Origin of the sequence: Streptomyces sp. NBC_00162 (assembly GCF_024611995.1) — a bacterium.
In the GTDB taxonomy this organism is placed as follows: Bacteria; Actinomycetota; Actinomycetes; order Streptomycetales; family Streptomycetaceae; genus Streptomyces.
Window position 1 is genome coordinate 418,281 of sequence record NZ_CP102509.1, and the last position, 23,359, is coordinate 441,639.

General features: G+C 69.8%; 13 protein-coding genes and 7 pseudogenes. 9 read left to right on the forward strand and 11 right to left on the reverse strand.

The genetic code is table 11. The features are described 5' to 3' along the window. Positions 1-108: 108 nt before the first annotated feature. Positions 109-1,659 (reverse strand): carboxylesterase/lipase family protein, encoded by a 1,551-nt coding sequence (locus JIW86_RS02365; protein ID WP_257552276.1) that lies wholly within the window; start codon positions 1,657-1,659, stop codon positions 109-111. Between the two features lie 541 nt (positions 1,660-2,200). Here JIW86_RS02365 and JIW86_RS42000 point away from each other — a divergent pair. Then, positions 2,201-2,266: pseudogene (locus JIW86_RS42000) on the forward strand (hypothetical protein); the annotation flags it as partial. A 130-nt stretch (positions 2,267-2,396) separates the two neighbouring features. On the opposite strand, the gene JIW86_RS02370 reads toward JIW86_RS42000, so the two are convergent. Then, positions 2,397-2,531 carry an SUMF1/EgtB/PvdO family nonheme iron enzyme gene (locus JIW86_RS02370; RefSeq protein WP_322975600.1) on the reverse strand — a complete coding sequence of 45 codons (135 nt, stop codon included), beginning with the start codon at positions 2,529-2,531 and terminating at the stop codon, positions 2,397-2,399. 125 nt (positions 2,532-2,656) lie between these two features. After that, positions 2,657-3,247, reverse strand: a pseudogene (locus tag JIW86_RS02375) (SUMF1/EgtB/PvdO family nonheme iron enzyme); the annotation flags it as partial. An 876-nt stretch (positions 3,248-4,123) separates the two neighbouring features. Here JIW86_RS02375 and JIW86_RS02380 point away from each other — a divergent pair. From JIW86_RS02380 to JIW86_RS02400, 5 genes and pseudogenes are all read left to right on the forward strand, one after another. Then, positions 4,124-4,282, forward strand: a pseudogene (locus JIW86_RS02380) (sugar-binding domain-containing protein); the annotation flags it as partial. A 128-nt stretch (positions 4,283-4,410) separates the two neighbouring features. After that, entirely contained in the window at positions 4,411-4,731 is a 321-nt protein-coding gene (locus tag JIW86_RS02385) for a glycoside hydrolase family 2 TIM barrel-domain containing protein (protein WP_257552277.1), read from the forward strand. Then, on the forward strand, positions 4,731-5,300 hold the full coding sequence (locus JIW86_RS02390) for a glycoside hydrolase family 2 TIM barrel-domain containing protein (RefSeq protein WP_257552278.1): 570 nt from the start codon (positions 4,731-4,733) through the stop codon (positions 5,298-5,300). Before JIW86_RS02385 ends, JIW86_RS02390 begins: the two co-directional genes overlap by 1 nt. Next, positions 5,263-5,643 (forward strand): annotated as a pseudogene (locus JIW86_RS41540) (glycoside hydrolase family 2 TIM barrel-domain containing protein); the annotation flags it as partial. The gene JIW86_RS02390 and the pseudogene JIW86_RS41540, both read left to right, overlap by 38 nt. A 179-nt stretch (positions 5,644-5,822) precedes the next feature. Next, a complete protein-coding gene (locus JIW86_RS02400; RefSeq protein ID WP_257552279.1) occupies positions 5,823-6,806 on the forward strand; it encodes a beta-galactosidase small subunit in 984 nt (327 codons plus the stop codon). 69 nt (positions 6,807-6,875) lie between these two features. Here the strand turns inward: JIW86_RS02400 and JIW86_RS02405 are convergent, their stop codons facing one another. Both JIW86_RS02405 and araD read right to left on the reverse strand, forming a co-directional pair. Then, entirely contained in the window at positions 6,876-9,347 is a 2,472-nt protein-coding gene (locus JIW86_RS02405) for a glycoside hydrolase family 9 protein (RefSeq protein WP_257552280.1), read from the reverse strand. A 697-nt stretch (positions 9,348-10,044) separates the two neighbouring features. Beyond that, complete coding sequence (gene araD, locus JIW86_RS02410) at positions 10,045-10,782, reverse strand: L-ribulose-5-phosphate 4-epimerase AraD (RefSeq protein WP_257552281.1); 738 nt, start codon at positions 10,780-10,782, stop codon at positions 10,045-10,047. 338 nt (positions 10,783-11,120) lie between these two features. On the opposite strand from araD, the gene JIW86_RS02415 reads away from it, so the two are divergent. Beyond that, complete coding sequence (locus JIW86_RS02415; RefSeq protein WP_416237515.1) at positions 11,121-12,197, forward strand: LacI family DNA-binding transcriptional regulator; 1,077 nt, start codon at positions 11,121-11,123, stop codon at positions 12,195-12,197. Positions 12,198-12,333: 136 nt separating this feature from the next. Here the strand turns inward: JIW86_RS02415 and JIW86_RS02420 are convergent, their stop codons facing one another. The 5 genes and pseudogenes from JIW86_RS02420 to JIW86_RS02440 form a co-directional block, all read right to left on the reverse strand. After that, entirely contained in the window at positions 12,334-13,458 is a 1,125-nt protein-coding gene (locus tag JIW86_RS02420) for an aldose epimerase family protein (protein WP_257552283.1), read from the reverse strand. 106 nt (positions 13,459-13,564) lie between these two features. Beyond that, on the reverse strand, positions 13,565-14,587 hold the full coding sequence (gene yjfF, locus JIW86_RS02425) for a galactofuranose ABC transporter, permease protein YjfF (protein ID WP_257552284.1): 1,023 nt from the start codon (positions 14,585-14,587) through the stop codon (positions 13,565-13,567). Beyond that, on the reverse strand, positions 14,584-15,642 hold the full coding sequence (locus JIW86_RS02430; RefSeq protein WP_257559195.1) for an ABC transporter permease: 1,059 nt from the start codon (positions 15,640-15,642) through the stop codon (positions 14,584-14,586). The genes yjfF and JIW86_RS02430 overlap by 4 nt, the downstream gene beginning before the upstream one ends. Before the next feature lie 37 nt (positions 15,643-15,679). Continuing rightward, positions 15,680-17,238 (reverse strand): annotated as a pseudogene (locus tag JIW86_RS02435) (sugar ABC transporter ATP-binding protein). Positions 17,239-17,332: 94 nt separating this feature from the next. Beyond that, positions 17,333-18,331 (reverse strand): ABC transporter substrate-binding protein, encoded by a 999-nt coding sequence (locus JIW86_RS02440; protein WP_257552285.1) that lies wholly within the window; start codon positions 18,329-18,331, stop codon positions 17,333-17,335. Positions 18,332-18,835: 504 nt separating this feature from the next. Here JIW86_RS02440 and araB point away from each other — a divergent pair. Next, positions 18,836-20,530 (forward strand): ribulokinase, encoded by a 1,695-nt coding sequence (gene araB / locus JIW86_RS02445; RefSeq protein WP_257552286.1) that lies wholly within the window; start codon positions 18,836-18,838, stop codon positions 20,528-20,530. Between the two features lie 82 nt (positions 20,531-20,612). Then, positions 20,613-22,123 (forward strand): annotated as a pseudogene (gene araA, locus JIW86_RS02450) (L-arabinose isomerase). Between the two features lie 77 nt (positions 22,124-22,200). Here the strand turns inward: araA and JIW86_RS02455 are convergent. Next, positions 22,201-23,244 (reverse strand): annotated as a pseudogene (locus tag JIW86_RS02455) (RNA-guided endonuclease InsQ/TnpB family protein); the annotation flags it as partial. Positions 23,245-23,359: the final 115 nt, after the last annotated feature.

Below are 23,359 nucleotides of genomic sequence, written 5' to 3' on the forward strand. Positions count from 1 at the left end.
ACGTCCTGCCGCGCACATCAGTCGGGTAGAGGCGTTGGTTCGCGGCCTGCGAGTAGAAGGATGCTGGAGGAGTATCTGCCTCATGTACTGGTTGCCATGCCGGGCGCGTCAGTGGGCTGGGTCCCATACCGACTGCCACAGGTCGAGCCGGGCCTTCAGCGGATCGGGTCCGGCCGCCGCACCCGTATTCGCGAAGTCCATCACGTTGCCGGTGGCCGGGTCGTAGCGCGGCCATTCCGGGAGGCCGGCGCCGTTGGGGTCACCGGTCCTGACAAAGTTGGCCCAGTAGCCGCTGGCGGTCCGGACCATCTCCAGGTCGGCTCCCTTCCGCTCGATCTGGACGATTCCTTTTCCGTCGAAGGAGATCGGCAAATCCAGGACGAACGGCATTTCAAACCCATGGATCACGCCGGGCACCGCATCGCGGTAGGCCTCGTCCACGTAGGAGAAGCGGTAGTAGTAGGCCGGCTGGCCCGCCCTGGTCATCACCGCCGCCAGATGCCGGGTCGGCTCGATCATGGTCCGGTCCGCGTAGACCGCCTGGTTGAGCGCCTTGAAGCTGGCGTTGCCGTCCGGGTCGTAGAGCTTGCGTGCCTGCGACGCGAGTGCGCCGAACTGAGCGAACACCGCGTCCTTGGTCTCCGCCACGCTGACCGCCAGGTCGACCGCGGTCGCCCCGCAGATCACCGGCACCATCGCCTGCCGGCCGCCGCGCATCGCCGCCTCAGACGTCTCGGCGATCAGCCGCCCGTCGATCGTCGGACCGCTAAAGCCCGCCGCGCTGGGACCGCCCGCGGCCATCGTGACCACTTCGGACATGCCGATGCCTTCCTCGGCGACCTTCTCCGCCGGCAGGGCGCGCAGCGCCGCCAGCGCCTTCGCGTCATTGCCATCGATGCCCGCCTCGCGGGCGAACTCGACGGCCCTGGACTCGGCGGCGTCCAGGTTCTCCAGTGGAAACGCCCCGTCGCGGGCACTCGGCATACCCGGCGACTCCACGATCGCACGGTGGAACAGGCCGGAGGCCAGCGGCGAGATCAGCATCGCGACCATCGCGCCACCGCCGGCGGACTCGCCGGCGATCGTCACGGTGCCCGGGTCGCCGCCGAACGCGGCGATGTTGCGCTGCACCCACTGCAGCGCCGCGATCTCGTCCATGAAGGCGTAGTTCCCGCGCGGGTCGTCGGGCGCCTCGGCGGCCAGCGCCGGGTGTGCGAAAAAGCCCAGCCGGCTCAGGCGGTAGTTGAACGAGACCACGACCATGCCGCCCTGACGCGTGAACCTCTCCATCGGGTACTGCGACGCCGCCCCCTGGACATCTCCGCCGCCGTGGACCCACACCATCACCGGCAACGGATCGCCCGTCTGGTCGGCCGGGCGCCACACGTTCAGATACAGGCAATCCTCCGATCCCTTCGACGCTCCGCCAGCCCCTGTGCCCCCTGGCTTGAGAAGGCTGTAGTGCTGTATCGGATCGGGGCCCATCTTCGACGCGTCAAGCACGCCGTCCCAGGGCTTGACCGGTTGCGGTGCCCGCCAGCGCAAATCGCCGACCGGCGGCTGCGCGAACGGGATCCCCTTGAAGGAGATTAGATCGCCCTCCGCCGTGCCGCGAACCGTCCCGCCCTCGACGGTTGCCTCCAGCAGTCCCTGTGCCATCCTTCTCTCCGTCCCTCGGCCGTTCGCATGCGCGGATTGACGAGCCCTTTCCAACTCTCAGCCCGATCGGAACATGCAACCCCGCCCCCGTCATCACCCCGATCGGGTGACACGGACCTCATACGCGCCTGATCCATGAGAGCCGACTCGTCCGGCATGAGCATGGAAAGCCCGGCCCAGCGGGAGCCTGCATGACGCGAAACTGCAGGTGTCTCGTGGGACCGGACCAGTGAGTTTCCAAGCCGTCACCGTCGGTCGCACCCGTCCCGGGTTGGGCACGAGGCACGCCGCAAGCAGGTGCCGCGATGATCTTGGTCGGCGGGTCCGTGGCCGTCCGGATGGTAGGGCGTGACGCACGCACATGCCGCTGTCAGTACGGCATAGCGTGACCGCTGTCCGGCGCACTCGATGCTCGTCGAACGGGCTCGCGCGCTCAGACACCTGACGGCACCATGCACATGTGGTTCACCGGCCAGTATTCGGGGTCATCGAGAACCAACGCCTCGTGTACACCGACGCGGTGTCCGATGAGCACGGCAACGTGTTGTCACCCGTGCAGACGGGCATGCCAGCCGGTCACCCCACCACGACGGAGGTCCGCGTCGCGCTGGAACCTGCCAACGGCGGAACCAAGATGAGGCTGACCCACGTCGGCATCCCCGCCGGGTCCCCCGGTGCCGGCCCGCCCCCTGTCGGCGCGCGCTCTGTCCACCGCACGAAGCCCCGACCAACGGCGGTCAGTCGGGGTCGCGCACGCAGCGGAAGCCGACGTGGTTGGTGGTATCGCGGGCACCGTGGCCTTGCCGGGCGGCCGGCCGGTAGCGGTGGCAGTACTCCGGGGCACACAGGTGGGAGCCCCCTTTGTCACGAATCGGTCCTGCTCACTCACTGTTCCGGTGGGGACGCAGCACGATGGGGAGGGCTCGGCGTGTACCGCGTCGTGGTCATCGATCCAGGCCGTTGCGGTCCACTCCCACACGTTGCCGGTCACGTCGTAAAGCCCGTATCCGTTGGCCGGGAAGGTACGGATCGGCGACGTCCGGGCGAGATGCGGTGGCCAGAGGTTCTCGTACGGGAAGTGCCCTTGCCAGGTGTTCGCCATGGTCTTGCCGCCCGCTCGCATCTCGTCGCCCCACGCGTAGGTGGCATCTTCGAGGCTGCCCCGTGCGGCGTGTTCCCATTCCGCCTCGGTTGGCAGACGGGCACCGGCCCAGGCCGCGTATGCGGCGGCGTCTTCCCAACCGACGTGCACGACGGGATGCAGCTCCAGGCCGTGCAGCGTGCTCCCCGGCCCGTACGGGTGCCGCCAGTCGGCGCCCGGCACCCAGGACCACCAGTGTGTCCAGTCGTCGAGGGGGACGGGACCGCTGGTGCCGGTGAACACCTGTGACCCCGGAACGATCAGGTCGGGGTCGGCGCCAGGGAAGCCCCGAGGATCGGGTGCCCGCTCGGCGATGGTGATGTGGCCGGTGTCCTTGACGAAGCGCCCGAACTCAGCATTGGTGACTGGGTGCTCGTCGACCCACAGCTCGCCAACCATCACGTCCTTGACCGGTCGCTCCTCTGGGTAGAAGTCGACGGATCCCATCCGGAACGAACCACCGGGAACCAGCACCTGCCCACGCCCAGTCACGTGCTTCAGCCTAGAGCGCACTCAACGTCGTGAGCGGTCGTGGGCGACTCGTCCGGCTGAGCCGGAGTGCGGCTCCTGCGTCCGGATGGTCACCTTCTTCAGCAGGACGGTGACCCGAATGGTGGCTGGTAGGTCGGCGAGATCGGCGTGCCCCAATCCCCACCGCCGAACTGAGTCGAGCACCTTCCAGCCGGCAGCGCCTGGGAAATCAATCGTGTGGTGTTCCCGGCCGACCCGGCGGCACTGGACGGACGGCTGCCATCGAGCCCCATGAACGCGGCCGCCGCCCATCTCCCGCTAAGGGTGACGGGATGGCGTCGGCGTCGGCGTCGTCGTCGGGGTTGCCAACCTCCGCCGTCATGCAGAGCGACCGGTTCGTGAGTTGACGACCTCGTTCTCTGCGATCGCTCACGGCCTTGGGTAGTTACGGATCATCCTGGCTCCACTCCGTCGTCGTCCCTCGATGGCACCGCTTCCCGCAAAACGCCTTTCGATAGTACGGTCGCGCGCATCACCTACGACCGCCGGAGGATTCAGCATGTCCGCACGCTATTTCGAGGACTACGCACCCGGCCACAGCAGGGCGGCGCCGCGCGCGGCCCTGGACTCCGATGCCCCCAGAATCGACCTCAACGGGGACTGGGCGTTCCGGTTCTCGTCTGCCCTGCGCCCGGTACCGGACGGTTTCGAAGCCCCGGACTTCGACGACGGCTCCTGGGACGCCCTCCGCGTCCCCTCGCACTGGCAGCTGCACGGTTACGGTCGGCCATCTACGTCAACATCGCCTATCCGATACCGGTCGGCACGCCTGCCGTGCTGCGCTTCGAGGGCGTGGACTCCTGCGCCCGAGTCTGGCTCAACAGCCGCGAGCTGGGCGTCACCTACGGCAGCCGCCTGCCGACCGAGTTTGACGTGACCGAGCTGCTGCGGCCCGGCCGCAACGTGCTGGCGGTGCGGGTGCACCAGTTCTCCGCGGGCACCTACCTGGAGGACCAGGACACCTGGCGCCTGTCGGGCATCTTCCGCGACGTGTCCCTGCTGGCCCGTCCTGAGGGCGGCATCCGGGACGTCTTCGTGCACGCCGACTACGACGCAGACACCGGCGCGGGCCGGCTCGGGTGGAGGCCGACGCGGACGCGCCGGTGCGGATCGACATCCCGGCCCTCGGGATCCACGACCAGCCGGTCGGGACCGAGTTCGCCTTCGCGGCGGTACGGCCCTGGAGTGCGGAGGATCCGCAACTCTACGAGGCGTACCTGGCCACCGGCAGCGAGCGGGTCCGGATCCGGATCGGGTTCCGCAGCGTGGCCGTCGACGAGGCCGGGGTGCTCCGGGTCAACGGCCGCCGGGTGGTGCTGTGCGGCGTGAACCGGCACGAGTTCGACCCCGATCACGGCCGTGCGCTCTCACTCGAAGCGAGCGCCGTGACGTGGAGTTGATGAAGCAGCACAACATCAACGCGGTGCGCACCGCGCACTATCCGCCGCATCCCGCATTTCCCGACCTGTGCGACGAGCTCGGGCTGTGGGTCATGGACGAGTGCGACCTGGAGACCCACGGCTTCGAGAGCGTCGACCCGGAGCGCTGGCAGCGCAACCCCTCCGACGACCCTCGGTGGCACGACGCTTACCTGGACCGCATCGAGCGGACCGTGGAACGGGACGAGAACCACCCGAGCGTCATCCTGTGGTCGCTCGGCAACGAAGCCGGGGACGGCCGCAACCTTCGGGCCATGTCCGAGTGGGTTCGGCGGCGCGCCCCGTCCTGCCCGATCCACTACGAGGGCGACCGGCTCGGCGAGTACACCGACGTCCACGGCGAGATGTACCGCCCGCCCGCCGCCGTCGCCCGGATCGGACGGGGGAGCTGCTGCCTGGCGAGGTCTCCTACCCGGCCCGCGCCGGCTCCGGCGACCCGGCGGACGACCCGCGCAACCGCAAGCCCTTCCTGCTCACCGAGTTCGCTACGCCATGGGAAACGGGCCCGGCGGGCTCGCCGAATACCTTGAGCTGTGCGGCGAGTACCCGCGGGTCCAGGGTGGCTACGTCTGGGAGTGGATGGACCAGGGACTGCGCACATACGACGCCCAGGGGCGCGAGTTCTTCGGCTACGGCGGAGACTTCGGCGAGGACCTGCACGACGGCAACTTCATCTGCGACGGCCTGGTCCTCCCTGACCGCACGCCGTCTCCGGGTCTCCTGGAGTACGCGAGGGTGATCGCCCCCGTCCGAATCGGCCCCGGCCCTGAGCCGGGCACCCTCGAGGTGGAGAACCGCTACGAGGTGCTGCACCTGTCCCACCTGCGGTTCACCTGGTCGCTGGCCCGCGGGGGGATCGAACTGGACCACGGCGTGCTGCCCACACCGGAGCTCGCGGCCGGGCAGCACGGCCCGCTGCCGCTGCCCCGGCTGGACCCTCCCCAGCTACCGCTGGGAGGTGCCCCCAGGGCGGGGAGGACGGCGGGGGCGAGCTCTGACTCACCGTCCAGGCGGAGCTGGGCAAGCACGCCAACTGGGCCCCCAAAGGTCACGTGGTCGCCTGGGGACAGCTCCAGCTCTCCGCGACGGGCCGGCACCGACCGATCGGCCTGCCGGGCCCGGCCCGCGGCGAGGGCGAGCACATTCTGCTCGGCCCTGGCCGCTTCGACCGGACCACCGGAGCTCTGCTCTGCATCGGCGACCTTGCCCTCCGCGGACCACGGCTGAACCTGTGGCGCGCCCCTACCGACAACGACCGCGGCTGGTCCCAGCGCGACGCCGCCTACTGGAAGGACCGTGGGCTGGACCGGCTACGGCAGCGCACCGTCTCCGTCACCCCTGACGCACACGGCATGACCGTCGTCGTCCGCAGCGCCGCCGCCGCGGGCAGCTCCGGCTACCTCACCACCTACCGCTGGGACGGCGACGGTGACAGCCTGTGCCTGCGGGTGCACGCCGAACCCGTCGGCCGCTGGCCCGAGCGAGGCGACGATTTCCACGACACCATGGTGGACCCGGTACTACCGCCGGAGGAATACCAGGATCTGCTCCGCAGGGACAGGTCCCGCTCACTGGCCCGCATCGGACTCGACTGGGAGATTCCCGCCGACTGGTCCCAGGTGGAGTGGTTCGGTACGGGCCCGGGTGAGGCCTACCCCGACTCGCGTCAGGCAGTTCGCGTCGGACGTTTCCGCGCGACCGTGGACGAGCTGCAGACGCCCTACGTGCGCCCCCAGGAGAACGGCAACCGTGCGGACATCCGCTGGGCGACCTTCACCGACGAAGCCGGGAACGGACTGCGCGTCGTGGGCGAGGAACCGTTCCATTTCGCCGCGCGCCGGTGGACCGACCAACAGCTCGACGCCGCACGGCACCACAGCGATCTCGTCCCGGGCCCGGTGATCCACCTCCACACCGACCACGCCGTCCAGGGCCTCGGCAGCGCCGCTGTGGGACCCGGCGTCCTGCCTCAGTACCGGCTCGAACTCGCGTCGGCGGACTTCGCGTTCATCCTGACTCCCCTGCAGCAGAGCTGAGACCACCGAGCGGCCCCGAACGCGCTCCGCCCGCCGCACCTGGTCGGCGGGCGGGCAGGGCATGATCGTTCAGGAGCAGACTGCACCGTTGAGCGTGTAGCGCGCCGGGATCGCGTTGGTACCCGAGTACGTCGCCTGGAAGCCGAAGCTCACGCTGCCGCCGGGCGCCAGGGTCCCGTTCCACCCGGCGTCCCGGGCGGTGACCGTGCTGCCCGACTGGCTCACCGTGGCATTCCAGGCGTTGCTGATCCGCTGATCACCCGCGAAACTCCAGCCGAGGGTCCACCCGGAGATCGCGGAGGTTCCCGTGTTCCTCACGGTCACCGTCGCAGTGAAGCCGTTGCCCCAGGCGTTGTCGATCCGGTACGCCACCGTGCAGGAGGCCGCCGACGCGTCGTCGTCCGCCTCCGTCACCGTGAACGTCGCCGGCTGCACGCCAGGACCACCGACCGTGAAGGTTGCGCTGCCCGAGGACGCGTCGGCATCCTGCGCGGCGAAGACCGAAACCTGCTGCTCCGTCGCCCAGTTGCCCGGGGTGAACACCAGGGTCGCGGCTGCCGACAGGTCCTGGTCGCCGGAGTTCCGGGTCACCGTCACCGTGACGTTCTGCGCGGGCGCGGCCGAGAGCCGCACGCCCACCGGTGCCGAACCGCCCTCCGGGACGGTCACGGCCGCCGGTGCCACCTCGACCACGGGCACCGCCGGGACGCTGCGCCGCTCAGCCGCGAAAGCCGCCAGCCAGGCCAGCGAGGCGTTCCAGTTGATGGCCACCTCGTTGGTGGAGTACGAGCCGATGTCGTCCACGTAGCACGCCGCCGGTGCGCAGCCCGCGAGCTTCTCCTTGGCCACCGGGTCCTCCAGCCCGGCGTTCGGCCCTCCCGCGAAGGAACCCGCCGGCGGGTGCGGCAGCGAGGCGTCGTTCTGATGCGCCCAGAACCGGTGGTGCTGGTTCGCGGAATAGCGATCGCCGTAGCCGGTGACGTAGGAGAGGTCGAGCGCGTTGCGGCCGAGCAGGTAGTCCAGGCTCTCCAACGCTCCGTCCCGGTAGCGTTGTTGACCGGTGAGCTCGTACGCCACGGCCAGCACCATTGCGTTGTTGGTGACGGAGCTGTTGGAGCCCCACACGTACCCGGTGGCGGGGAGCGACACCGGGTAGCCCTGTCCGGCCATGGTGAACAGGTGACCATCGGCGGCCGCGGTCAGCAGGCCGCGCAGCCGGGCCACGTCGTCGGCGGGCAGGGCCACGCCGGGGACGGTGGCGAGGGTGATCCGGCCGAGCGTCGCGGTGCCGCCCCACCAGAACCCGTCGACGGGCTTGGTGTGGTGCGGAGAGGAGGTGACGGCGTCCCGGTACTGTGACTCGCCGGTGGTGGCCAGGAGTTCCGCCGCCGCCCAGTAGAACTCGTCGGAGACGTCGGCGTCCTCGTACGCACCGCCGCCGGTGTTGTCGGTTGCGAGAGCAAGCACGTCCGGGTTGGCCTTGGCAGCCGTCCAGGCGCGGCGGGCCGCGTCCAGGCAGCGCGCGGCGAACGCGGCGTCGTACGGCGCGTATACCCGGGCACACTGCGCGGCCGAGGCCGCCAGGTTCAGCGTCGCGGCGGTCGACGGCTTGTGCAACTCACGCTGCTCGGAATCGAGTTCTGGCCGGGTGGGCAAGGCAGTCCACTTGGCGTCGTGCATCTTATGGAAGGCCATGCCCGCCATCGGCTTCCCGGCCGGGACCTGCATCCGCAGCAGGAACTCCAGCTCCCAGCGGGCCTCGTCCAGCACGTCCGGCGTCCCGTTGCCACGCTCCGGCACCCGCAGCGTCGCGTCGCCGAGCGCCGCTTCGCCGCCCGAACGGCGGGCCCTCTCGAATGAGTTGACCATTTCCCAGACGGAGATGCCGCCGTTGACCACATACTTCCCGTGGTCGCCCGCGTCGTACCAGCCGCCACGCACGTCCAGTTGGTAGTCGCACACCCCGGCCTGGCAGGGGACACTGGTGTCGCCCTTGTTCGGGGCGACGCCCAGGTGTCCGGCGGGGCGGGCGTAGGAGCTGCCGCCCGCCAGGGCGGCGTCGATCGAGCTACCGCTGCGCTGCTGATAGAAGAACGACATGCTGTCGGCGCGCAGTCCGTCGTACAGGGATGCCGAGATGTCGAAGGGGTGGCTGGTCTGGCCGCCGACGGCCAGGGCGTAGCCGGTCCCGGTGCCGGTGTACGTGCCGAAGTCCACCAGGTGCGTGGACTGGCCGGACGCCTGGTCGGCGCCGCGCACCGTGGTGGCGCCCGACGCGGCCACCGCGCCGGAGGCGTCGCGCAGTTGCCAGGCGAGCGGGGCGGTCGCGGAGCTGGCCACGGTGGCCCGCTTGGGGCCGGCGGGCAGGTAGCCGAGCTGATTGACCCGGACGGGCGTGTCGGCAGCGGCAGCCACGGTGCCGGCAGCCGCGACCGGAACTGTCAGAGCGGTCGCGGACAGGCCGCCGACGGCCAGCGCGAAGCCGGCGAGGACAGCTGCCGCGCGACGTGGCACGCCGCGGGCGGAGGTGACAGGAGGCACGGGTGGAGCCTTCCTTGGTGGGCGGGAGACAAATATGGGAGCGCTCCCAATCAAGCCTGCCACCGGTCGGCCCCGTCAAGTCTCCTGGCTGTACAGGTAGTTGACCTGCCCTCTCTCCGAGAGCAGGCCAACTACCACCACAGCTTCGACGGAGGGACAACGGTGGCGCGAAATCGACGATCGGCGGCGGCGCCGGCCCGCGACGGAGACTCGCACGCCCCAGGCCCGAGCGAAGGTCGCACCCCGGCACGGTGCCGACGCAGGCGATCCGGCCCGCGCCGCTGCGGCGGATGGTGAGGGCGGGCCAGCGGCCGAAGTGCAGGTGGTCGTACTCGGCCAGCACCGTCGCGTCGGCGACGGTGAGGCCGTCCACCCAGCGGGGCGCGGTCGCGCCCTGCGGGCGGCGGAACTGCGCGACCGCGACCACGCCCGGGCCAACGCGATCTCGACCGGGCCGCGCACACGGCGTCGTTCACGGCAGGCGGCGTTCGGTGCCGACGGGAGAGTTTCGCGTCCGCCCCGGCAGGCGGCCGCCGGAGCGCCGGCCGTCTGCAGCGACCCGCGGCATCCCTCCTGGCCGATCCCGTCAAGCACGTGAACCGCGTCCCCGAATGCGCGCGGGAGGTCCCGCTGCCTTCCGAGCCGCGGCCTGCCGGACGGTCTGGCGGGATCATGCACCGCGAGGCGGTGCGCGGCCTCAGATGCCTGGGGCGTGAGGGATGTTGCCGTAATAGGCGTCCGGTCCGTGCTTACGGGTGAAGTGCCGCTCCAGCAGATGCCTCGGCGGTGCGGAGGCGTCCCCCAGGCGGGACCCCAGCGCCAGCGTGTGCAGCGCCATCTCCGCCACGGCCTCGCAGACGATGGCGTTCTCCAGTGCAGCCTTCGCGGTGGCCCCCCAGGTGAAGGGGCCGTGTCGTGAGACGAGCGCTCCGGGGACCTCGTCGGCCCGCCGGGGGTCGCCGCCGAGCCGGGCAACGATCACCTGTCCGGTGTTGTACTCGTAGTCCTGCGCGCACTGCTCGGCGGTGAGATCCGCCGTCACGGGTACGGGCCCGTTGAAGGTGTCGGCGTGTGTCGTGCCGAGCACAGGGATCGGACGGCGTGCCTGGGCGAAGGCGACGGCGTGCGTCGAGTGCGTGTGGGTGACGCCGCCGATGGAGGGGAAGGCCCGGTAGAGGCACCGATGGGTTTCGGTGTCGGTGGACGGCCTGAGGTGCCCGTCGACGACCCGCCCGTCCTCCAGCGACACAGCCACCAGGTCATCCTCGGTGAGGTCGGCATAGGAGACCCCGGACGGCTTGATGACGAAGACGCCGGCGTCTCGATCTACTCCGCTGACGTTTCCCCAGGTGAGGGTGGCCAGACCGGCCTCCGGGATGCGCAGGTTGGCCGCGAGGACCTCGCGACGGAGGTCCTTGAGAATGGTCTCGCTCACTACGCTCTCACCGTCTGTCTGACATGCGCGGCGGTTTCTCTGGGACTGGCGTCCGGCAGGCCCCGCAGTCGCGCATGAGTGGGCTGGACTGATCGGGGGCCGCACCAGGCATCGCGGCTGCGCTACAACAGCTATCCCGCCCACCCCAGCTGCCCCTATCGAATTGTGAGCGCTAACAGGTAGTAATCTCAATAGGTACGAGGAGATTCCCGCCCACACCATGCGGCCAACGCTGCATAATGTGAACGCCAACATCGATACCTGGTCGACAATCTCCCGGTCGGTCCGAGATGTGTGCGGGCCGCGGCTGGTTCGGTACCTTGAGGGAAGGCCGCTCGATGAGGAAAGGAAGAGAGTTGACCCAGCTCCCAGACGTCTCGCGAGCGCCCACGATGACGGACGTCGCGCGCGTCGCCGGCGTGTCCCATCAGACCGTTTCACGGGTGCTCAGCGACCACCCGAACGTCAGCGCCAAGACCCGGGCCGCGGTGACACAGGTCATCGAGCAGCTGGGGTACCGCCGCAACTCGGCAGCCCGGGCCCTGGCCACTCGTCGGACCCACACGCTGGGCGTCATCGCGGTGAACACCACTCTGCACGGGCCCGCAAGCACCGTGGCGGGAGTTCAGGAGGCGGCTCGGGACCGCGGCTATCTGACGTCCGCCGTCACGCTTCGGACCGCCACGCAGACGGCCCTCGCCGAAGCCATGCAGCACCTCGCCGGGTGGGGCGTGGAGGGGATCGTCGCCGTCACTCCCCAACGCGCCGCGGTGAGGGCCCTGGCGGCATTGGAAGCACCGTGCCCGGTGGTCACCGTGGAAGGCGGCCACACCCTTGACCTGCCAGGGGTGTCGCTGGACCAGAGCCTCGGCGCTCGCATGATCACGGAACATCTTCTCGCGTCGGGCCACGCCACCGTGTGGCATGTCGCAGGCCCTCCCGACTGGCTCGAGAGCGAGGCCCGCACGCAGGGATGGGAGGAAGCGCTACGAGATGCAGGCGCCGAGGTGCCGCCCCTGCTGCGCGGCGACTGGAGTCCACTGTCGGGATACCAGGCCGGCCAGCAGCTCGCGGGTCGGGTCCGGGCGTCACGAGGGCGGGGAGCGGGCCTCACCGCGGTGTTCGTCGCCAACGACCAGATGGCCCTCGGCGTCCTACGGGCCTTGCGGGAAGCGGGCCTGCGCACGCCGGAGGACGTGGCGGTCGCCGGCTTCGACGACATCCCCGAGGCGGAGTTCTTCCCACCCCCGCTGACCACCATCCGCCAGGACTTCGCCTCGCTCGGGCGCGACAGCATCGGGCTGCTCCTGGACCACATCGAAGGCCGGACCGACGAGTCGACCCACCTGGTGGTGGCGCCCGAGCTCATCGTGCGCGCCAGTACGGCCCGCAGGAGCGCTCCCCCCAGCGCATGACCCCCCTCCCCTTCCCGGGGGTAGCCGTTCCCCGGGCACCGACAACACGTCGTACGGGGAAGGTGCCGTGTGCGCGAAAGCCGCTGTCCGGTGTCCCTGCGACACCGGACAGCGGATAGGCCCGGCGCCGCCCCTCTCAGGCGGTGACCGTGGTGAACCTGTGGATCGTGGTGGACCGGTACAGCTCGCCCGGGCGCAGGAGGACCGTCGGGTAGTCGGGGCGGTTCGGCGAGTCCGGGAAGTGCTGGGTTTCCAGCGCGACCCCCGCGTAGGCCTGGTAGGGCTTGCCTCCCTTGCCCGTGATGTCACCGGTCAGGCCTTGGGCGGTGTAGACCTGGATGCCCGGTTCCGTGGTGAGCACGTCCATACGGCGGCCGGATGCGGGGGCGTACAACACGGCGGCCTTCCGAGGACGGGCTCGCCGGGCGCCGTCGAGGACCCAGTTGTGGTCGAAGCCGCCACCGGCCAGCGCCAGTTGTGCATCCGTATGGGTCAGGACGTCGGAGAGCCGCCGGTGCCGGCGAAGGTCGAACGGGGTGCCGCTGACCGAGCGGTGGGGGCCGTCGGGGATCAGCTCGGCGTCGACGGGGGTGTAGAGGGGGGCCTCGACCTGGAGGTGGTGGGCCAGGACGTTGCCGCGCCCCTCTCCTTCGAGGTTCCAGTAGGCGTGGTTGGTGAGGTTGACGATCGTCGGCGCGTCGGCGACCGCCTGGTACGACAGGGTCAGGTTGTCGTCTCGGTCCAGCGTGTAGGCGACGCGGACGTTGAGGGCACCGGGGAATCCCTGGTCGCCGTCGGGGCTGTGCAGAAACAGGCGGACACCGGTGCGGTGCGCGGAGTGGAAGGGTTCGCACCGCCACATGCGCTGGTCGAACCCGTCGGGACCGCCGTGCAGCGTGTGCCCGGTCTCCTGGGTGGCGAGCCGGTGGGTGACGCCGTCGACCACGAGCCGGCCGCGCGCGATGCGGTTGGCGTAACGGCCCACCGTCGCACCGAAGTAGCGTGCGGAGTCCTCACATGCGCCGGGGTGGCGGGCGGCGAGCACCACATCGGCGGTGTGGCCCCAGCGGTCCGGCAGGATCAGCGAATGGAGGCGGGCGCCGCGCGTGTGGACCTCCGCGCAGGCCCTGCCGGGGAAGCCGAACCGCCACCTCTCCCCCGTTCCTTCCTCGTCCAGGCGCAGGGGGCGGACCGTCCGCGGACAGGCGGCAGTCTGCCTGGGCTCGGCGGCCTGGTCGACAGATTCGTATGCTTGTTCCATGGCGGTGTTCCCTGGAAGTCGGTCCACCGGAGGGCGCGCCGGGAAGCAAGCTGTGATCGCGGCACGCGAACGTGGTGGCACGGGCTGATGGGCTGCGGAGCCGGAGTCAATCCGCGGCGGGGCGGCGTCCGCTCATCAGACGTTGCAGCACGATGAACACGAGCAGCAGGGCGCCGATGACGATCCGGGTCCACCAGGAGCTGAGCGTGCCCTGGAAGTTGACGACCGTCTGGATCATGCCGAGGACGAGCACGCCGAGGGCGGTGCCCAGGACGAAGCCGGAGCCTCCGGTCAGCAGCGTGCCGCCGATCACGGTGGCGGCGATCGCGTCGAGTTCCATGCCCATGGCGTGGAGGGCGTAGCCCGAGAGCATGTAGAAGGTCAGCAGCAGGCCGCCGAGTGCGGAGCACAGGCCGCTGACGGCGTATACGGCAATCTTGGTGGAGCCCGCCGGAAGACCCATCAGTCGTGCGGAGGACTCGTTGCCGCCCAGCGCGTACACGTTGCGGCCGAAGCGCGTGTGGTGCAGTACGACGAAGGCGATCACCAGCACGGCCAGGGCGATGACCACCGGGACCGAGACGAACAGTCCTCCCGGGCCGTACAGCCGGGTCTGCGCGATTCCGGCCGTGGTGGGGTCGCTGATCGTGATGGATTCGGTGCTGATCGTGTAGCAGAGCCCGCGGGCGAGGAACATGCCGGCCAGGGTGACGATGAACGGCTGGATCTCGAAGGTGTGGATGATCCAGCCCATGAGCGTTCCGCTCGCGGCGCCGACGAGCAGCACCAGGGGGATGACGGTGGCCAGGGGCCAGCCGTGCGACTCGACCAGCCAGGCCGTGAGCATGGTCGACAGGGCCACCATGGAGCCGACGGACAGATCGATCCCGCCGGTGAGGATGACGAAGGTCGCCCCGACCGCGACGACCAGGAGGAATCCGTTGTCGATCAGCAGGTTCAGTACCACTTGCGCGGAGAGGAAGCCCTCGTAGCGCACCGATCCGACGCTGAACATGACGGCCAGCAGGACGGCCGTGACGATCAGTGGGATACGGGTGCGGATGCGCGGGGACACGGTCGCGAAGGGACGGGTGAGTTGCGCGGCGGCGCTCGCGATGCCGGTACTCATGCGCGTACCTCCTGCTGCGGGGCGGCGCCCGCCGTGGTGTGGGTTCGGAGAGTGGTCGTCCTGCGGCGGCGCAGGACCTTGGCCCGGAAGACCGGGGACTGCATGAGGCAGACGACGATGACGACGAAGGCCTTGAAGACGAGGGTGGTCTCGGGTGGGACACCTAGGGTGTAGACGGTGGTGGACAGGGTCTGGATGATCAGGGCGCCCAGGACGGTGCCGCCGAGGGAGAAGCGTCCTCCGGTCAGGGCGGTGCCTCCGACGACGACGGCGAGGATCGCGTCGAGTTCGATCCACAGGCCGGCGTTGTTGCCGTCGGCGCTGGAGACGTTGGAGCTGATCATCAGCCCGGCGACGGCGGCGCACAGCGCGCTGAAGACGTAGACCAGGGCGAGCAGACCGCCGGCGCGGATGCCGACCAGGCGGCTGGCGGCGGGGTTGCCGCCCACGGACTCGATCAGCATGCCGAGTGCGCTGCGACGGGTGACGAAGCCGGTGAGCGCGACGAGGGCGGTCGCCAGGAGGACGGCGAACGGGAAGGTCAGCCAGTAGCCGCCCCCGATCATCTTGTAGGGGGCGCTGGTCACGGTGATGATCTGGCCGCCGGTGATCAGCTGGGCGACGCCGCGGCCCGCGACCATGAGGATCAAGGTGGCCACGATGGGCTGCACCCCCAGCCCGGACACCAGGAAGCCGTTGGCGAGGCCCAGTACGAGGGCGACGCCGAGCGCGAGGGCGACGGCCGTGAGCATCGTGGCGACGCTGCCGGGGTGTGCGGCGGTGGAGATGTGCCCGCAGGCGAGGGCGCCGGCGATGGCGACGGTCGAACCGACCGAGAGGTCGATGCCGCGGGTGGCGATGACGAGGGTCATGCCGAGCGCCACCAGCGTGAGGGGCGCGCCGAACTGGAGGATGTCGACGAGGCTGCCGTAGAGGTGGCCGTCGCGTACGCGGACGGAGAAGAAGTCGTGGTGGAACGCGAGGTTGCCGAGGAGCAGGGCGAGGAGGATGAGCGCGGGCCACAGCAGGCGGTGGCCGGCCAGTCGTCGCCCGATGCCGCCGCCGACCGCCTCGGACTTGGCAGGCTGGGGGTCATGAGGCTGCTCCGGTGGCGATGGTCGTGAGGAGGCGTTCGGGGGTGACGCTGTCGTCGTTCCTGAGGGTGGCCACCATGCGGTGGTCGCGCAGTACAGCGATGTGGTGGCTCAGGCGCAGGACCTCTTCGAGTTCGGCCGAGATGAACAGCACGGCGGTGCCTTCGCTCGCCAGCCGGGCGACGAGTTTCTGGATCTCCGCCTTGGCCCCGATGTCGATGCCCCGGGTGGGTTCGTCGAGGATCAGGAGCCGGGGCGCAGTCAGCAGCCACCGCGCGAGGAGGACCTTCTGCTGGTTGCCTCCGCTGAGGTGGCGCACCTGTGCTTCGGGGTCGGCGGGGCGGATGTCCAGGGCTTCGATCCAGTGCCGTGCCAGTTCGTCCTGTTTCGCACGGGACAGCGGCCTGGTCCAGCTGCGGGCGGCCTGCAGGGCGAGGATGATGTTCTCGCGGACCGTGAGCTCGCCCACCAGTCCCTCGGACTTGCGGTTCTCGGAGCAGAAGGCGATGCCTCGGGCGATGGCGTGGCGGGGGTGCGCAGGAGGACCTTGCTGCCCTCGATGCTGACCTCTCCGGCGTCCGCGCTGTCCGCGCCGAACAGGAGGCGCGCGACCTCGGTGCGGCCCGAGCCCAGGAGGCCGGCCAGTCCGATGACCTCGCCGGCGTGGATGTCGAGGTCGTACGGTTCGATCGAGCCGGTACGGGTCAGTTGGCGGGCCCGCAAGAACGGCTCGCCGGCCTCCCGTTCGGCCGCTTCCTCGCGGGCACGGTCGGACAGCTGGTCGAGGGTGGCGAGTTCTCCGCCGATCATGCGCTGGACGAGCGTCACCGGGGTGAGTTCGCCGATGGGGTACTCGCCTTCCAGGCGGCCGTTGCGCAGGACGGTGACGCGGTCGCAGAGGTCGAATACCTGGTCGAGGAAGTGCGTGACGAACAGGATGGCCACCCCGCGGTCCCGCAGGCGCCGTACCAGGGTGAAGAGTTGGGCGACCTCCTCGCGGTCCAGGCTGGAGGTGGGTTCGTCCAGCACGAGCACCTTCGCCGAGACGTCCACCGCACGGACGATGGCGACCAGTTGCTGCACCGCCAGGGAGTGCGAGCCGAGCAGGCCGGTGACGTCCAGGTCGAGGTCCAGTTCCGTCAGCAGCTCAGCGGCCCGCTGCCGCATCGCGGACCAGTGGATGAGACCGAACCGGCGCGGTTCGCGCCCGATGAGGATGTTCTCGGCGACCGAGATGTTCGGGCAGAGGTTCACCTCCTGGTAGACGGTGCTGATCCCGGCCTGCTGCGCCTGGAGGGGCTCCGCGAACGCGTGGGGCCGGCCGTCGACGAGGATCGTGCCGCCGTCGGCGGGATGGACGCCGGTGAGCACCTTGATCAAGGTGGACTTCCCGGCGCCGTTCTCGCCCATCAGGGCGTGCACCTCACCGGGGAACAGCCGCAGGGCGACTCCGTCGAGGGCGAGCACGCCCGGGAACTGCTTGCGGATGCCCTGGGCTTCCAGGACCGACTGCGGGCCGCCGGCGTCCGTGGGCCGCGGCGTGGGCGGGGATGCCATCCGCCCTCCTCTCGTGGGTGGGGTCGTGGAGCGGGCTCCGGACGGTGAAGGAGGCACCGGGGCCGGGCCTCCTCCGGCACCGGAACCTGCTGTTTCAGTAGTTCCGGGACGGCAGCGCGGCCGCGGCCTTGTCCTGCGGGAAGACGCCCTCCTGGGTCTCGACCCGGGTGGGCACGCTCTCCCCTGCGACGACCTTCTTGGCCAGCTCCATCAGCTGGTCGCCGAGCAGCGGGTTGCACTCCACCACGACGTTGATCTTGCCCTCGGTCATGGCGACGAAGGCGTCCTTGATTCCGTCCACCGAGATCACCTTGATGTCCGTACCGGGCTTCTTGCCGGACTCCTCGATGGCTTGGATGGCCCCAAGGGCCATGTCGTCGTTGTGGGCGTAGAGGACGTCGATGTCCTTCTGGGACTTCAGGAACGCCTGCATGACCTCCTTGCCCTTGGCGCGGGTGAAGTCGCCCGTCTGCGAGGCGACGATCTTGAACTTGCCGTCGGCGCGGATGGCGTCGGCGAAGCCGGCCTTGCGGTCGTTGGCGGGTGCGGAGCCCGTGGTGCCCTGGAGCTCGACGATGTTGACCGGGCTCTGCTCGTTGGCGTACGCGCTGGTCAGCCACTCGCCCGCGGACTTGCCCTCCTTGACGAAGTCCGAGCCCAGGAAGGTCTTGTAGAGGGAGGTGTCCTTGGTGTCCACGGCGCGATCGGTGAGGATGACCGGGATGCCCGCGTCCTTGGCCTCCTTCAGCACCGTGTCCCAGCCGGACTCCACGACCGGCGAGAAGGCGATCACATCGACCTTCTGCTGGATGAAGGTACGGATCGCCTTAATCTGGTTCTCCTGCTTCTGCTGCGCGTCGGAGAACTTGAGGTCGATCCCGGCCTTCTTCGCCGCCTCCTGGACGGACTTGGTGTTGGCGGTACGCCAACCGCTCTCGGCGCCGACCTGGGCGAAGCCCATGGTGATCGCGCCGCCGGAGTCCGCCTTGGCCCCGGAGGCCGGGCCGGAGGCGGGGCCCTCGGTCGAGCAGGCGGTCAACGCCGAGGAGGCGAGAAGGGCGGCGGTGAGGACGAGAGCTGCTCTGCGAGCCATGACGGGTGTCCTTTCGGGGTGTACGGAAGAGGCTCTGCACGGCGGGGGCCGGGCTGTGCCCGGGGTCAGGGGCGTGGCGGGGCCGGGGGCGGAGCCGGGGTCGACAGGAGAGGGATGCCCTTGAGAAGGGGGCGCCGTCGCATTGTGAGCGCTAACAAGCCTGGTTCTCAACCCCCTTGCGCGCGTTACCTGTCCGTTACCGGGCGCGTGCGACAGCGAGGCGGATTCCATCCGTTCGCGAGACCATCGACCCCGCCACCCGGATCAGAGACCTCAACCCGCACCGAATCAACGGCAGAACGAGCCGAGCCCCCGGTATACGGAGGCCGCCGCGCCGAAGGAGCTCCCTACATGATCCACGCAGACCTCTTGCCTATCGACATTGTTAGCGCTCACACTGCATGGCATCGGACCCTCCGCCGACCGCCAGGATTGTCGGGACGGCATCTCCGGCTGCCGGGCCGCGCCGCCTGCCGCCCCACTGCTCCTTCGAAAGGCACTCTGTTGACGTCACCCCATCCCCTCGCACCCACCCCGCCTTCCGAGGAATCGGAGCAGTACACGGTCGGCGTCGACTTCGGCACGCTGTCGGGCCGCGCCGTGGTGGTGCGGGTTCGCGACGGTCAGGAGCTGGCCGCGGCGGTCCACGCCTACCGGCACGGCGTCATCGACCGGCACCTGCCGCACGGCGGTGCGCAACTACCTCCGGACTGGGCCCTGCAACACCCCCAGGACTGGCGGGACGTACTGCGTCACGCCATCCCGGAGGCCGTGGCGGCGGCCGGGATCGATCCCGCCTCGGTGATCGGTATCGCCACCGACTTCACCGCCTGCACCGTCCTGCCCACGCTGGCCGACGGGACTCCCCTCTCCGAGACCGAGCTCGCCGCACGGCCGCACGCGTGGCCCAAGCTGTGGAAGCACCACGCCGCCCAGTCGCATGCCGACCGCATCAACGAACTCGCCCACGCCCGCGGGGAAAAATGGATCGCCCGCTACGGCGGCCGGATCTCCGCCGAGTGGCAGTTCGCGAAGGCCCTGCAGGTCCTGGAGGAGGATCCGCTCGTCTACGAAACCTGCGCGCGGTGGATCGAGGCCGCCGACTGGATCGTGTGGCAACTCACGGGAACCGAGTCCCGCAACGCCTGCACCGCCGGATACAAGGGCATCCACCAGGACGGCGCCTACCCGAGCGAGGAGTACCTGGCCGCGCTGAACCCCCGGTTCGCCGACTTCGCACGTACGCGGCTCGAATTCCCCCTCGCCGCGCTGGGCTCACGAGTGGGCTCGCTCAGTACCCAGGCAGCAGCTTGGACAGGGCTGCGCCCCGGCATCGCCGTGGCCGCGGGCAACGTCGACGCCCATGTCACCGCAGCGGCGGCCCAGGCCGTCGAGGACGGTCAACTGCTCGCCATCATGGGGACCTCCACCTGCCACGTCGTGAACGCCCCCGTCCTCGCCGATGTCCCCGGCATCTGCGGTGTCGTGGGCGGTGGGATCGTCGAGGGAACCTACGGCTACGAGGCCGGCCAGAGCGCGGTCGGCGACATCTTCGCCTGGGTACTGGACCAAGGCGTCCCGTCGGACTACCTCGCCGAGGCCGCCGACCGCGGCGAAGACCTGCACACCCTGCTGACCCGGAAAGCCGCCCGACAGCCGGTCGGCGGACACGGACTGGTCGCCCTCGACTGGCTGAACGGCAACCGTTCGGTCCTCGTCGACCACCACCTCTCCGGAGTCATCGTGGGTCTCACCCTCGCGACCCGCCCCGAAGACGTCTACCACGCGCTGCTCGAAGCCACCGCGTTCGGCACCCGCGTCATCGTGGAGGCCCTGGAAGCAGGCGGCGTACCGGTGCACGAGTTCATCGTCGCCGGCGGACTGGCCAAGAACGAACTGCTGATGCAGATCTACTCCGACGTGCTGCGCCGCCCCGTCTCCCTCGCCGCGTCCGACCAGGGCCCCGCCCTCGGGTCGGCCATCCACGCCGCCGTAGCGGCCGGCGCGCACACCGACGTGCGAACGGCCACCGCAGCCATGGGCCGCCGCCTGCCCGCCGTCTACACGCCCGACGCCTCCCGGGCCGACGCCTACGACGCCCTCTACGCCGAGTACCGGCTCCTGCACGACCACTTCGGCACCGGCGGCCTGCTGCACCGCCTGAGGAGCATCCGCGACACGACCCGCGCAGCAGGCTGACCCCGCCCCTCGCTGCCTTCCCGCTTCCCCACCCGCCCGCCGCCCTCACCACCGTTGCGGGACGTCACCTTCAGGAGTCCATGTGCCCAGCCGAACATCTCCCGACCAGGAAATCTGGTTCCTCACGGGCAGCCAAGGCCTGTACGGGGAGGAGACACTGAAGCAGGTCGCCGAACAGTCGCGGCAGATCGCCACCGCCCTGGCAGACGTCTCCGGCATTCCCGCACGTGTCGTGTGGAAGCCGGTACTGACCGACGCCGACGCCATCCGCCGGGTGTGCCTCGACGCGAACGCCGACGACCGGTGCATCGGGCTCATCGCCTGGATGCACACATTCTCGCCGGCCAAGATGTGGATCGCCGGACTGGACGCGCTGCGCAAGCCGTTGCTGCACCTCCACACCCAGTCGAACGTCGCCCTGCCCTGGGACACCATCGACATGGACTTCATGAACCTCAACCAAGCCGCCCACGGAGACCGCGAGTTCGGGCACATCCAGACCCGTCTCGGCGTACCCCGCAAGACCGTGGCCGGCCACGTCACCGATCCGGTGACGACCGCACGCGTCGCGATCTGGGCGCGGGCGGCAGCCGCACGATCCGAACTGGCCACCCTCAAGGTCGCCCGCTTCGGCGACAACATGCGCGACGTGGCCGTCACCGAGGGCGACAAGGTCGAGGCCCAGCTGCGCTTCGGTGTCTCCGTCAACACCTACGGCGTCAACGACCTGGTGGAGGTCGTCGACAGCGCGGACGAGACCGAGGTGGCTTCCCTCCTCGAGGAGTACGCTGACCTGTACGACCTGACGCCGGAACTGCGACCGGGCGGCGAACGGCACGACTCGCTGCGTTACGCGGCCCGCATCGAAGCCGGCCTGCGCACCTTCCTCGAAACGGGCGGCTTCGGGGCCTTCACCACCAACTTTGAGGACCTGGGCGGACTGCGCCAGCTGCCCGGCCTCGCGGTCCAGCGGCTCATGGCCCAGGGGTTCGGCTTCGGAGGAGAGGGCGACTGGAAGACCGCCGTCCTGCTGCGCGCCCTCAAGGTGGCTGCCGCCGGCCTCCCCGGCGGCACCTCCTTCATGGAGGACTACACCTACGACCTGACACCCGGCAACGAGCTCATCCTCGGCGCACACATGCTGGAAGTCTGCCCCACCATCGCGGCCGCCAGGCCCAGCTGCGAGATCCACCCCCTCGGCATCGGCGGGCGGGAGGACCCGGTGCGCCTGGTGTTCGACGCCGCCCCCGGCCCGGCCGTCGTGGTCGGCCTCGCCGACCTCGGCGACCGCTTCCGCCTGATCGCCAACGACATCGACGTGGTGGCACCCCCCACCCGCTGCCCGCCCTGCCCGTCGCCCGCGCGGTCTGGCGACCCCACCCCGACCTGCGAACCTCCACCGAATCCTGGCTGACGGCCGGAGGACCGCACCACACCGTCCTCAGTACCGCCCTCACCTGCGACCACCTCGACGACCTGGCGGAGATGCTCCGCCTGGAACTCGCCCTCATCGACGAGACCACCACCCCGAAGCAGTTCCGGCGCGATCTCCGCTGGAACCAGGCGTATTACCGGCTGGCACTGGGACTTTGAATCCTCCCCTCCCTGAAGGGAGGGGAGTCCTCACCCTCCAGGGCTGATGTGGGGATTTCTAGCTCACGCTGCCAGAGGGGCGGCGCCCCGACTGGTCTTACGCGATCAGCACTAGCCGGGTTGAGACCAGCCCGGACCAGCATCACGCGGGCGGAGCTCTTATCCCTGGGGGGATGCGGCTCCGCACAAGGTGCAGGCATATGTTCGTTCTGAGAGAAGTAGTGCGTGCTTGGTTCTCGCTCCGCACTGCGCACAGTCCATGGTGGTGTGCGCGGGGTGTACCAGGTACACGGCACGGCCGTGCTTGCGGCCCATCTCGATCAGAGCCGTCTTGGTGGCACTGATGGCCGCGTCAGCGGCCTTGCGGGCCATGGTCGTCTTGGCGAGGAACTTCGGGCGGAAGTCCTCGACCGCCACGGCGTCGTGATCGCGGACTACGGCCTTGGCCCACTTGCGGACGGTGTCCTGGCGTTGCCGGGCGACCTTCTTGGGTAGCTTCGCGGTCTGCAGTTTCGCGTGCCGGTAGCCCTTCGACCCTGCCTTGCCCTTCGGCGGTTTGCGCCGGGCCATCATCCGCTGATAGCGCGCGAGGCCGGCGGCGGCCTTCTTGCCGTGCTCGACATTCGGAAGGTCGTGGGCGTCGCTGGTGGTGGTCGCGGTCTCCTTCACGCCCCAGTCCACGCCGATCACCGAAAGCCGCGCTTGGTGTAGTTGAGGGACGGCAGCGCTTCCCGCTTCCTCTTCCACTTCGGCATCCCGGCCCGCTGCCGCACCGGCAACGGGTCCTTAATATCCGTCTGCGCCTTTGCCCGGGACTTCCCGAAATCCCGGATCAACTGCTGCTGCACAACCGAGGACCCCTCGCGAAGCCAGGCGTTCCGGGTGCGGGCTTCGGTCAGCATCTTGTCGAGCTGCGCCGGGCCACAGCTCCGCTTGTCCGCCCCGTCGGGCCGGTCCTTGTTCCAGACATGGGTCTGTTTCGACTTCGCGCAGCACTCGTTCCACACCCAGCGGCACCGATCCCACTCACCCATCAGGACAGTGAGCGCGGTGGACGACACGCGGACACGGAATGTCCACCGGGCATGCCCGGAGTCCGCCGCCATTGGTGTCGTCGCCATCCCAACAACCTATCCCCGACCACTGACAACGACCGAAAGGGCAGGTCAGACCAAATGCGAACCGTCCTCCGGCGCGCCGCGCCTCCGCCCCAAGGACCCATTCCTCCCCGGCCTG